The sequence below is a fragment of the Kouleothrix sp. genome (assembly GCF_046328425.1).
Lineage (GTDB): Bacteria > Chloroflexota > Chloroflexia > Chloroflexales > Roseiflexaceae > Kouleothrix.
In genome coordinates this window covers 105,600-118,105 of sequence record NZ_JAXLWP010000012.1, presented here as the reverse complement: position 1 = coordinate 118,105, position 12,506 = coordinate 105,600, and the positions used below count along the sequence as shown (strand labels likewise).

General features: G+C 68.2%; 8 protein-coding genes. All 8 read right to left on the bottom strand.

What is annotated here, in order from left to right:
- Nucleotides 1-98: 98 nt before the first annotated feature.
- Nucleotides 99-944, bottom strand: coding sequence for an energy-coupling factor transporter transmembrane component T family protein (locus U0177_RS12925; RefSeq protein WP_409571049.1), 846 nt, complete (start codon nt 942-944; stop codon nt 99-101).
- 68 nt (nt 945-1,012) lie between these two features.
- The gene (locus U0177_RS12920; RefSeq protein ID WP_409571048.1) at nt 1,013-1,846 is read right to left on the bottom strand and encodes a Fumble domain-containing protein; all 834 of its coding nucleotides are present in this window, start codon (nt 1,844-1,846) and stop codon (nt 1,013-1,015) included.
- Between the two features lie 62 nt (nt 1,847-1,908).
- Nucleotides 1,909-3,684 (bottom strand): energy-coupling factor transporter ATPase, encoded by a 1,776-nt coding sequence (locus U0177_RS12915; RefSeq protein ID WP_409571047.1) that lies wholly within the window; start codon nt 3,682-3,684, stop codon nt 1,909-1,911.
- A gap of 138 nt (nt 3,685-3,822) precedes the next feature.
- Nucleotides 3,823-4,410 (bottom strand): ECF transporter S component, encoded by a 588-nt coding sequence (locus U0177_RS12910; RefSeq protein ID WP_409571046.1) that lies wholly within the window; start codon nt 4,408-4,410, stop codon nt 3,823-3,825.
- A 244-nt stretch (nt 4,411-4,654) separates the two neighbouring features.
- A complete protein-coding gene (locus U0177_RS12905; RefSeq protein WP_409571045.1) occupies nt 4,655-5,545 on the bottom strand; it encodes an alpha/beta fold hydrolase in 891 nt (296 codons plus the stop codon).
- 35 nt (nt 5,546-5,580) lie between these two features.
- Nucleotides 5,581-6,474: an alpha/beta hydrolase gene (locus U0177_RS12900; RefSeq protein WP_409571044.1), complete on the bottom strand. Its 894-nt coding sequence runs from the start codon at nt 6,472-6,474 to the stop codon at nt 5,581-5,583.
- A 437-nt stretch (nt 6,475-6,911) separates the two neighbouring features.
- Nucleotides 6,912-9,812, bottom strand: coding sequence for an exo-alpha-sialidase (locus U0177_RS12895; RefSeq protein WP_409571043.1), 2,901 nt, complete (start codon nt 9,810-9,812; stop codon nt 6,912-6,914).
- A 288-nt stretch (nt 9,813-10,100) separates the two neighbouring features.
- Nucleotides 10,101-12,293: a glycoside hydrolase family 15 protein gene (locus U0177_RS12890; protein ID WP_409571042.1), complete on the bottom strand. Its 2,193-nt coding sequence runs from the start codon at nt 12,291-12,293 to the stop codon at nt 10,101-10,103.
- Nucleotides 12,294-12,506 lie beyond the last annotated feature (213 nt).

Below are 12,506 nucleotides of genomic sequence, written 5' to 3'. Positions count from 1 at the left end.
GTGCGATTTTCCCGCACTCTGCGCGGAAAAACTGCACACAGAGATGCACAAGTACCATTCATCTGTGCCATCTGCGTAATCTATGGCCGTTTACGGATCTATACTCCTGCGATCCGGCTCGCCAGCACGGCGGCAGCGCTGAGCAGCAGTGCCAGCGCGACCGCCAGCGCGTCGGCGCCGCGGAATGTCAGCACCCGGCGCTTGGTGCGGCGCGGCGCGCCGGGCGCGCCACCGCGGTAGCAGCGCGCATTCATGGCCGTTGTCAGCAGCTCGGCGCGGTTGAGCGCGTTGACGAACAGCGGGATGAGAATACCGCCGACCTTGCGGGCGCGCTGCAGCAGGCCGCCCTGGTCGAAGCGCTCGCCGCGCGCGGCCTGGGCCTTGATCAGGCGCTCAAGCTCGGCCACCAGCAGCGGCACAAACTTCAGCGCAATCACCGCCACCATCACCAGCTCGTTTACCGGCACGCGCAGGCGCTTGAGCGGCTCGCACATCACCTCTAGGCCATCGGCCAGATCCATCAGCGGCGTGGTGTACATGAGCGTGCTCGTCCAGTAATACAGCAGCACCACGCGCACCAGCAGCACCACGCCCTGGCGCAGGCCCTCAAGCGAGATCGACAAGATCCACCAGCTCCAGAGCGTGCCGGCGGGCGAGGGCGTGGGGTAGAACAGCACCTGGAAGGCGAAGATGATCAGCATGGTGTTGAACAGCAGGCGCATGCCGCGCAGGGTATAGCTCAGCGGCACGCGCGACACCGCCTGGATGACGGCGGCAGCCAGCAGCAGCACGCCGTAGGCGGCGAAGCTCGTGCGCGAGAGAAACGTGGCCAGCATCAGCGCGGCCACCGCCAGCATCTTGGCGCGCGGGTCGAGCCGGTGGATCGGCGAGCGCAAATTGAGGTACTGGCCGAATGTGATGTCGCGCGCGAACTCAACTGCCATAGGCGTAAGCCCTAAAACTCCAGAAAAAGAGATATTTGGAGGAACTCGTCCCTCCAATATAACCCTTTTCAGACGGCTTCTAACGAAGATAAAGCGCCAAGCGCTGTGCCGTAGCCCGCATTGGCCGGCAGCGTCAGGCGCATCCCATACCAGTCGCCGACCAGCCCGAGCACAGCCCGCACGCTGGGCATGTCGGTGAGGTGGCCGATCACCACCACGCGGTCGAGGCGCTGCGCCCGCGCGGCATTGATCGCGGTGACGGCGATCACCTGGCCGACCAGCGTTACCAGCGCTGCAGCAAGGTCTTCGCGGCGCACGTCGGCCGGATGGCGCGACAGGCGGCCAAAGTTCACGGCGGTGGCGCTGGCCGGCAGCCGGCCGATCGGCCCGCCAACCACATCGCCGAGGCTCAGGTCGGCGCCGTTGGCGTCGCCGGCGCGCGCCAGCGCGTCGATCTCGCCAGGATCCACGGTACCGACCAGCAGGCGCGCCAGTCCGAGCAGTGTGCCGCCGCCTACCGCCGAGCCGGTGACGTGGGCATACTGGCCGTCGCGCGCCGACACCACCGCCGTGCCCGAGCCGGCGCTCACCACCAAGGCCGGCACGGCTTCGTCGCCGCCAGCCAGGCGCACCAGCGCCTGGCCGCCGCGGCCGATCGCCGGCACCTCGCCGACGCCGACCACCTGGCAGTCGCCCATGCGCTCGGGCAGCTCCTGGTGGCGCCCGCCCGTCACGGCCAGCCGGCGCAGCCCGGCCGGGTCGAGGCCGCCGTGGGCAATGATCGCGCGCACCAGCTCGGGCGTCGGAGCGCCGTCGGTCGGCTGGGTCCAGCAGTGCAGCGCGCCGCCCACTTGCGCTACCGCGTCGATGTTACTGATGCCAAAGTCGATTGCTACATCCATAGTGCATTTGATCGTTGCAGGTTCGTAGGGTATGTTCCAAACTTCCAACCTGCCAACCGAAGCTAGCCTTCAAGCATATTCTGCGGCCGCAGCCGCTCAAGCAGCGCTGCCTCAAGCTCATCGAGGCTAAGCAGGTCGGTGGGCATATCGGGGAGCAGCGGCCGCAGCGCCAGCGCGATCTCGGCAGGCTCGCTAAGCTCGAGGCCCAGCGCGTGCAGCTCGTCGGCGCGGCGCAGCAGCGCGCGCAGCGGCCCCTCGAGCGCCACGCGGCCCTCGTGCAGCACGATCGCGCGGTCGGCCAGCTCGGCCAGCTCGTCGACGGCATTGCCCACCAGCACGACGGTCAGGCCGTCGCGGCGGGCCAGCGCGCTGATCAGCGTGGCCAGCTCGGCGCGGCCACGCGGGTCGAGCCCGGCCACCGGCTCGTCGAGGATCAGCACGCGCGGCTCGGCCGCCAGCGCGCCGGCGATCGCCACGCGGCGCTTCTGGCCGCCGCTGAGCGCGTAGACATAGCGCAGGCGAAACGTCTCGTAGTCGAGCCCGACCTCGGTGAGCACGCGCTCGACAATCGCGCGCGAGGCGGCGGGCGCCAGGCCCTTGCGGCGCGGCACATACGAGACATCTTTGCCCACAGTGTCTTCAAAAAGCTGGCTTTCGGGCTGCTGGAACACCATGCCGACGCTCTGGCGCAGCCGGTTCAGATCAAACTTCGGCGCGGCCACGTCCTGGCCCTCAAAGAACACGTGCCCCGGCGGCGGCACGCGCAGCGCATTGAAGAACTCGATCAGCGTGCTCTTGCCGGCCTGCGTGCCCCCAAGAATTGCCAGCGTCTCGCCCTCGTGCAGCGCGCACGCGACGCCGCGCAGCGCCGGCTGGGCCAGCGGGGTGCCGGCCAGGTAGGTGAAGTGCAGGTCGCGCACGTCGAGCAGGGGCGGCGCGCTGGCGGCGCGCTGAGGGTTCTCTGCGGCCTCAGGCGCGCTCGCGTGCCCCCCGGCCTCCAGCCTGCGCCCAGCGTCGCCCGCGCCGAGCGCCTCGGCCAGCTCGTCGGTGGTCAGCACGACCTCGGGAAGGCTGACGCCGCGCGCGCGCAGGCGGCTGCCCAGCTGCGTCACCAGCGGCGTAGCCAGGCCAATCGCGTGCAGCTCGTCGGCGCGGGCGAACACCTCGCGCGGCGTGCCCTGCATCAGCACGCGCCCCGAGTCCATCACCAGCACGCGGTCGAAGCCGACGATCTCGTGCATGAAGTGGGTGATGTGCAGCACCGCCAGCCCGAGCCGCTCGCGCAGCTCGTGGGCCAGCGCGATCAGCTTGCGCGCCAGCGCCGGCACGATCATGGTCGTCGGCTCGTCGAGGATCAGGTAGTTCGGCTGCATCGCCAGCACGCCGGCGATCGCCACGCGCTGCTTCTCGCCGCCCGAAAGCTCGCTGATCTGGGCGTGGCGCATATCGAGCAGGCCAAGCGCGCCAAGCGACTCGCGCACGCGGCGCTCGATCTCGTCGCGCGGCAGGCCCAGGTTCTCGGGGCCGAAGGCTACGTCGTCGATCACTGTGTTGGCGATCAGCTGGTCGTCGGGGCGCTGGAACACCATCCCGACGCGGCGGCGGATCTCCCAGACATTGGCCGGCGTCGCGGGGAAGCCGTCGACCGTGATCGCCCCGCTGGTCGGCTCGAGGATCGCCGCCAGCAGCTTGGCCAGCGTGCTTTTGCCGCTGCCATTGTGGCCGATGATCGCCACCAGCTCGCCGGGGGCCACGCGCAGGCTCACCTCGCGCAGCGCCACAATCGCGTCAGGGCGTTCGGCGTTATAGGCGAACGAGAGGTTGGCGACGTCGAGCATAGTTTTGAGAAGGCTGTTGCAAACAAGCTTGACAGCTGGTGGGGGCACGGGGCGGCTGGCCGCCCGAAGTAGGAGAAAGCTTTGCGCCTTGAATGGCGGCTGCCAGATCAAAGCGCAAAGCTCAGCACGCAAAGCTCATCAGAAAGAGGATTTATCGCGCGGGGTGGTATCGGTTGCGGAAGTGCGGCCCGAGCGCACCAGGGCGACGCCGCGCACCACCAGTGGCGTAAGCACCGCGGCGATGACGACCTCGGCGAGCGCCTGTGGAATGATGGTTGGCACCACCGCGAACGGGATCAGGCCAAAGATCAGCAGCGCGCCGACCACGAAGATCGTGTTGGTGAGCGTGCCGACCACGCCAGCCACTGCGGCGGCCAGGTCGGCGTTGCGGCCGGCCAGGCTGCGGTAGGCCAGCCACGCAAACAGGCCGATCAGCAGGCGCGGCAGCACCGACACCAGCGGGTTGGTGAACAGGCCGGTCGTATCTTGCAGCATGCTGAAGACGCCGAAGATGCCGCCGGCCAGCACGCCGACGATCGGCCCCTCGAGCACGGCGCCAATGATCGCCGGAACGTGCATGATCGTGGCGTTGCCGCTGACATTCGGCACCGGGATGAAGCCCAGCCGCGTCACGCCCAGCACAATCGCGATGGCCCCCAGCACCCCGGCCACGACGATCCGCCGCGTGTTCAGCGTGGTTGGGCGATCCTGCGACATAGTTGCCATACGCTGGCTCCTTTCTGCTATTTCCCTGGTCCGTTACGGTTGCGTGCGCGCCCGCCGCGCGGGCCAAAATATTCGGTGTGTTTCTCCCAAGCTGGCGAACCAGCCTGGCCCTGTGTGACGACGCAGTGGTGGAATGGTGCAACTCGCGGACCGAGGCGGCATTGCGGCGCTTGGTGCCTGGCACAAAGCGCAGTGGTACGGTATGCCGGCAGAATTTTGGATGCAGAATAGTAGCATCGCGGGATCATTTTGTCAAGGCTTCTTCGAGCAGCTCAAGCACGCGCGCCGGCTGTTCCTGGTGCGGCAGGTGCCCGCTCTCGGGCACCGCGTCGAGCCTTGCGCCCGGCACGAGCTGCGCCAGCGTGTCGCCCAGCGCGCGCGGCACGATCTGGTCGCGCTCGCCCCAGATCAGTCGCGTCGGCGTTGGCGCCGCCGCCAGCCGCGCGCGAAAGCCCTGGGCGCGCACCGCCTGGTCGGCGGCCATCCAGCGCAGCGCCGAGAAAAACGCGCGGCGCTGGCCGCTGCTCCACACCCGCGCCCACACGCGCTGGCGCAGGAACGCTTGGTCGGCCTCGGGCAGGCCCTCAAGGTTGGCGTAGTAGGGCCGCAGGGTGGCGTATGCCTCGGCCTGCGAGCGGCGCAGGCTGGTATACAGCGCCTCGCCCAGCCCAGGCGCAAGAAACAGCCACAGCTGCGCGGGCGGGCGGCTCGCCGCCACCGGCAGCCCGCCGCCGATCAGGATGAGCCGGTCGGCCAGCGCGGGCGCAGCCAGCGCCAGGCGCTGCACGATGGCCGCGCCCATCGAGTGGCCCACCAGCGCGGCGCGCCGAATATCGAGCGCTCCCAGCAGGTTCGCGGCGGTGCTGGCGAAAAACGCGCCGGTATAGGCGCGGCGCGGATGCTGGCTGCGGCCAAACCCCGGCAGGTCGAAGGCGATCACCCGGCGGTGGCGCGCCAGCGCCGGCAGGATGTGCCGCCAGGTGTCGGCCTCGTCGCCCAGGCCGTGAACCAGCAGCACCGGCAGCCCGTCGCGCGGGCCAGTGTCGTAGACGTGCAGCCGCAGCCCGCCGGCCTGGACGGAGCGGGCGTATGGCTGCAGCTCGGGTGGCGGCGGCATTGTGTCAGGTCGGGTCATGAAAGCGCCTCGTATTTCACGATACTGCGATGCGGTCAAAACTCCCACCAGCGCTCGGCCAGTGCTGGGGTGCCGGCGCCCTGGCGGTGGCCCGCCAGCAGAAAGCGCAGCGCCTCGGGCAATCGCCGCGCCCAGGCGGCCTCGTTGTGGGTAGCCAGCTCTTCTTCGTCGTAGCGCAGGTAGGTGCCGACCAGGTAGCCCTTGGCCAGCAGCATGTCGCGCAGGCGCCGCGCCGCCGTGAGGTAGCGGCTAGTATAGGTATGAGGCGGGCGGCGCGCCAGCCGGGTATCGGCGCCTTCGTGCGTGCCAACGTCGATGTACAGGCGGCTGGGGCGGAAGGGCGCCTGCTCGACAAACGGGAAGATCGCCTCTTGCGCAAACCACAGCGACGGGCTCATCACCCCGGCCATGCCGAACACGTCGGGGCGGCTGAAAAAAGCGTACAGGCTGATCAGGCCACCCATCGACGAGCCAATCACCGCGGTGTGCTCGCGCTCGGGCATGGTGCGGAAGGTCGCGTCGATCAGCGGCTTGACGGTTTCGGCCATAAACGCCACGTACCAGTCGCCGCGCCCGCCGCGCCGCAGCCGGCTGTCTTTGAACGGGCTGTACTCGTCGATCCGCCGCACGCCCATATTCGGAATGCCCACCACAATCGCCTCGAAGCCTTCGCCCGCGAGCGCGGCCATGGTCTCGTCGACGCGCCACTCGCCGGCGTAGCTGAGCAGCTGATCGAATAGGTTCTGCCCATCCTGCATATAGATCACCGGGTAGCGCCGCGCCGCGTCGGCCGCGTACGAGCGCGGCAGCAGCGCGTAGAGCTTGCGGCGATTATGGAGCTGTGGGCTATACACCGCGTCGGCCACGCGCAGGTCGCCCACGACGGTGTGCAGCATGCGCTGCTCGGTGTAGCTATACCAGGTATACATGATCGGCTATCTTATACCAAATTCGCTTGATTACCTACACTTTGTTGGGGGTTTGGGGGCGGCTTCGCCGCCCCCAAATTTCTTAAAGCTGTTTGAAAAGGTGGTTTGGAGGGACGAAGTCCCTCCAGTATCCCCTTTTTCTGGCGGGTGGCGGCCACGAATGTGGCCGCCCAGAAGGAAGCCGAGGCATAGCCCCTCGCGCACCCCTTTAAACAGGCTCTTATTATGCTGCACTACGTGGCGAAGCCACGTCGTGCAGCATAATCTATACGCGATCAAGCGAACAGCTCTGCCGAAGGCTGATCACGCCAGCCGCGTAAGTCTTATATTCTATTGAGCCTTGGTGTATTTGCGCTACTATACCACGTCTGGCCCGGCATAAAGAAAGGGTGTAGCGGCAACGCCGCCACACCCCGCACGATCGGTGCCGGCGAGCGCTATTTGAGCCGCAGCCGCCACACGCCACGGCCGTGCGTCGCGGCGAAGAGCGTGCGCGAGGCCGGCGATACCGTCAGGCCGTACACTGCCACCGGCGGCAGGCCCGGCGCGGCGGTGGCCCAGCTCGAGCTGCCGTTGGTCAGGTACAGCACGCCGAAGTCGGTGCTGGCGAACAGGTCGCCGGTGTTCTGGTCGCGCGCAATATCAGTGATCGGCTGGTCGCCCAGGTCGAAGCTGATATCCTTCCAGCTGGCAGTGCCGGCGGCCGGGTCGTACGTCACGTCAAACACGTGGCCCGTCGCGGTGCCGGCGGCCTGGGCGTACGCGTCGTAGCCCGAGAACGAGACCCAGGCGTGGTTCGGGTTATCGCGGTCGATCGCGATGCCGCTGATGAAGCGCGTGGGCGTATTCGGCGTGTCGATGCGCGTAAAGGTCACGTCGGCGGCCTTGGCGGCATCGGCGTTCTTGCTGATGAACAGGCGCCCGCGCCGGGTGGCCGCCCACAGCGTGCCCTTGTCGGAGCGCGAGCGCTCGACCGCAACCACATACGAGCCGCGCTTGTCCGAGCCATACAGCGGGCTCACAAGGTCGCCGCTGGTGCCGGGGCCGGCCTCGCCGCCGAGCGCCTCCCAGTCGCCGCAGCTCACCGTGAAGTCGCCGGTAGCCTCGTTGCAGTGCTGCTCGAGGAACGCCTGGTCGCCGCCGTTGTCGGTGGTGCGCCAGACGTGCTGCAGGCCCACGAACCAGCTGCCGCCGACGCGCGGATCGTTGATCAGCGGCACGTAGAACGACTGGGCCTCACCGCTGATCAGCAGCGGGTCGGAGATCCAGTTCCAGCCAAACGGGTCGGTGCCGCGGAAGTTTACGTCGTGCTGGGCGTCGTAGTACGAGTGCATGCGGATCTTGGGGTTCTCGACGTCGATGCCCGACTGGCCGCCGTCGCCGCCAACCGACTCGAACCAGGCCGGCGAGCCGCTGAACGCCCAGGTGCCATTGTCCTGGGTGCCGCCAAGCACGTCGTTCGGCGCGTTGCGCGCATTCACCGACACGCTCTGGAACTGCAGGGTCGCGAGGCCGTCGTTTAGGCTGTCAGTGCGCTCGGGCACCACTTTGAGCCAGCTGGTGCAGTCGGCGAGGTCGGCGGCGGAAAGGCCGCGCGCCGCGCACTCGCTCGAGCGGTCGACATACTTGCCGTTGGTGCGTACCACGCCGCCGTCGGAGCCGACAAACGCGACGCCCGAGTCGCCGGGCGCGAACGCAATCGCGTGCTGGTCGGGGTGCATGCCCTCGGCCGGCGAGCGGCTGTCGTCGGTCATGTCGGTGAAGTTCACGCCGGCGTCGGTCGAGCGCTGTACCGCGCGGCCATTCGAGCGCGCCACCGGCGAGCCAAACGCCACCAGCTCACCATACTGCATCTGGCCGCCGATCCACACCTCGTCGGGGTGCCCGGGAGGGCTGGCCACAAACATGTCGTACGAGCACTGGCCGCTGCAGAAATCGAACGAGGCGAAGCCGGGGGTGCCGTTCGCCGAGTTTGAAAGCTCGGTCCAGCCGGCGTTGGTGGTGCCGTCGCTCAGGCTGGCGGCCGGCACATTGGCGTCGTCGACGCGCCAGAACGTCGCGCCCGAGGTGACATTGCCCTGGTCGTCGGTTTCCTCGGCCGAGCCAGCGCCGAGGTAGATCCGCGTCGCCGGGCCCTTCTCGGCCAGCGCGAACTCAATCCGCTCGCCAAACAGGTCGGGCGCGACGGCCGCGAATACCTGGTGGAATTCGGTGTTGCCGTCGAGGCGAGCCGAGCGGCGCCACAGGCCGTAGTTGAACAGACCTGCGTACACTGTGGCCGGGTCGCGCGGGTCGAGCTCGATGTCGGTCACGCCGCCGCTGAAGAAGTCCGAGCCGTTCGGCGAGCCGGGGTTCACCGTATCGCCCTCCTGGCTAAACGCCAGCGTAAACGTCGCGCCGCCGTCGGTGCTCTCGTACACGCCAATCTGCGGGGCGTCGGGCGGGGTGAAGCGCCCGCCATTCACCGACGACGAGCCGTGGCGCGCCACGGCGGTGCCGATGTAGATATGCTTGGCGTCGGTCGGGTCGATCGCCACCGCGCCGATCGCGCGGTCCTTGGCCACCGCCAGGCTGCCAGCCACCAGCGACCAGCTCGCGCCCGCGTCGGTCGACTTATACAGGCCGACGCCGGCCTCGGAGTCGCTCGAGCCATTCGGCTCGCCGGTGCCGACATACAGCGTCTTGCCGGTGCTGTCGGTCGGGTCGACGATCACGACGCCGATCGCGTTCGAGGCGATGCCATTCGAGCTGGGCTTCCAGCTCGGCTTGGCCGCCAGCGCGTTGCTGGTCTTCCAGATGCCGCCGCCGGCCGCGCCGACATACAGCGTGCAGCTGCCAGCGCTGCAGCCGGGGGCCACTGCCAGCGACGTAACGCGGCCCGAGTTGGTGGTTGGGCGGCCGGTGTACGTCACCGGCGCGGGCACATTCGGCGTGATCGGCCCAAGCTCTTTCCATGTCGAGCCGGATTGGATCGAGCTGGCGTCGGGCCGCGCGCGGGTGCGCTGATCGACCGCGTTATACGCCTGTGCCGCGGCCATGCTCTGGTCGAGGCTGATGAAGCTGCTGGGGTAGGCACGGTTATCGTAGGCTTCCTGGGCCGGGCCGGAGATCACCTCGCGGCTGGCCTCGGCGCCTTTCTCAAGCTTCTCACGCACAAACGCGATCGGCATACGCGGGTTGCGCAGACCCTGCTCGCGCCTGAACGTCGCAAAGTTGCGCTCGCCGCCTGCGAGCTGCGGCGCGCGCCAGGCCATAGCCAGGGCGCCTGCAGTGATCAGCATCACCGCAACACATCCGCTCAGCACACGAATCATGCGGGCGTGACGTAGTGTCGACATACCACTCTCCCTTGTGCATCGACCGGGCGCTCGCTTCGAGCGTCGACAAGATAGGACGATCGCGAATATGTACCCCCGAGAAGCTCGAGATGCGCTGCGACAACGCTCGGTGGTGCCGAAGTATAGCCAGCCGCCCGGCCGCCCCAAAGCTCGGCCAGCGCCTGAGTATCAGTTTTGCTTGCGTGGTGTTGCGGATACTATAGCACCGAGACGCGCTTCGATCAAGAGGCGCGTCGATAGCCAGCAGGCTCGTGCAATGTCGGCCCTCACCCCCCTTCCCTCCCTAGCCTACGGGCGCGCGTAGCGCTGGGCCACCACCGCCGGCATATCCGGAACGCCGCCCTGCTTCACGGCGTGGGCGAACACCACGTACTCGGCGTGGGCCCAGGCCAGCGGCGTAGCCGAGCCGCTGCCGGAGCCATCGGGGAACACCTGCTCGGGCAGCATGCCGCCGGCGTTGGCCAGCCCCGAGATTGTGGGCAGGTACCAGCTGGCCGGGTGCTCGGAGTGCGTCAGCGCCACCTGGTAGACGCTATACTCGCCCACCAGCAGCGGCCAGGGGTTGCCGTGGCCGTCGGGGGCGTCGCCGAGCTTGCTTTCGCCGTAGCCGTCGTGGTTGTAGCGATAGTATAGCTCGCCCTTGGGCGTGCCGACCTTGAGCACCTCCCCGGCCAGCGCCAGCGTCGCGACGATGTTCGGGTCGTCGGCGCGGCGCAGGCCCAGCCGCACCAGCTCGAGAAAGCTCGAGTCGACGATCGCGCGCTGATCGTAGCTGCCGCCGTTGTTGGCGATCGTAAGCACTTCGGCGCTGTTTGGGTCGCCGCTGCTGATGCGCAAGTAGTAGCGGCCTTTGGCGAGCGGCCCGCTGCTGGTGAGCGTCCAGCGCTCGATGTTGGCATTCCACTCGTCGGCGGTCTTGAGGTAGGCGGCAGCGCTGGCGCTATCGCCGGCGCGCGTGGCCAGATCGGCCGCGCACACCAGCGCGGCTACCTCGGCGGCGAGCGTGGCCGGCGAGTAGCCGCCGATCTCTTCCCAGCGCTCTTGCTGGGTGCGCGGGCCGGTGCGCTGGATGAAGTCGGCGGCGGGCTTCACCAGGCTGGCGTAGCGCTCGACCGCGCCCAGCTGCCAGGCCAGCAGAATCGGCGTGGCGCTTTGATCGAGCTGCACGCCCAGCGTGTTGGGCGTCCCGTCGGGGAACGCGGTCTGCGGGAAGCCGCCGTCGGGCATCTGGAGCCGATCGTCCATGAACGCCAGCGTATCGCGGGCAGCCTGCACATCGCCAGCCAGGCGCAGCGCAGTGGCGATGTGGTACAGGTCGCGCGCCCAGACGTAGCGGTAGCCGCGCTTGCGCCGCGGGTCGTCGTCGGTGACGTGCTGGCCCCACGGGATCGAGAGCGAGGCCACAAACGCGCCGTAGTGCGTTTTGTCCTCGTGTGTTTTCAGCACGCCGACGCTTTCGTCGTAGAGCGGCAGCAGCGGGTAGGGTGGCGGCATTGCGTCCAGGTAGCTGGCCCAGCCCTGTATATACGCCTGCGACACTGCGGCAAAGCCGCGCTCGAGGCTGCCGGCCGCGGCGGCGCGCGCGGCGTCGTGGCTGGGGCCAAACCCAAGTGCCACGGTCGAAACACCGGCGGTGGGCAGCTCGGCGCCGATCGAAAGCCGGCCGGGCGTGGTAGTGGCGCTGTAAGCCGCGTCGACCTTGAAGTCGGCAAGGTCGGTCTTCAGGTCGTTCTTGCGGGTGTAGCCAGTGGCGAGCAGTGCAGGCGTCGGGCTGCTCTCCAGCGCGGTGTACACGCCCGCGTCGGCATCCCATGCCTCGGCCACCCCGCCCGACACACGGCTCAGGTCGCCCGCGCCGCTCTGGCCGATGCGCGGCGTATACTGCAGAAACAGCCGGTAATCGCCGGGCTTGCCGCGCAGCGCCTGAAACGCCACGGTGAACAGAATTGTGTTGGCCTGCGGATCGGCCACCACCTGCTTCACCACCGCCCAGCGGCCCTGCTTGTCGGTTGAAGTGACGCGAAAGGCCGGCGTGCGGCCGTCGATCCGCGCGACCTCGGTGGTCGCGTCGGTCATCTCGTCGGCCAGAAAGCTCTTGCCGTCGGTCACCAGCACGCCGAGCGACTTCAAGTTGGCCTGCGACACGTCGGGGTACAGCCCTTCGGTGATCGCGCCATTGGTGATGCCGAACCACACGCGCGACGGGTTTGCGTCGCCGGGCGGCTGGTCGTAGGTGAAGGCAGTGCCGACGGCCTGCTTGTTGCCCGGCGTCCACACGTCCAGGCCGAAAGGCCGGCCGGGTGCGTCGCCGCTGCTGGGCGGCGCGGCGGTGGGCTGCGGCGCGGCCGTAGGTGGCTGCGCGGTAGGCTGCGGCGCGACGGTGGGCACCACGGTAGGAATGGTTGGCGCAGCAGCGCTGGCGCAGGCGCTCAGCAGCGCAGCCAGCCACAGCAGCGTACCAAAGCGAACAAGCAGGCGCATGTGGTTGTGTCCTTCACTTGCTTACGGGCCGTGCCTCAGTATACGCCAAGAGCAACGATCTACGCCAACCGGCGGCCATTCCCGCCAGGGTGAATAAAAGGCAGTGTGGCGGTTTCGGCTGCTGCAAGCTCGGCCGCTGGCCCGATGGCACGTTCAGGCGGGTCATATTACACTAAAACCAGTTTAGGGACTTGGATGATGACCGATTTCCAA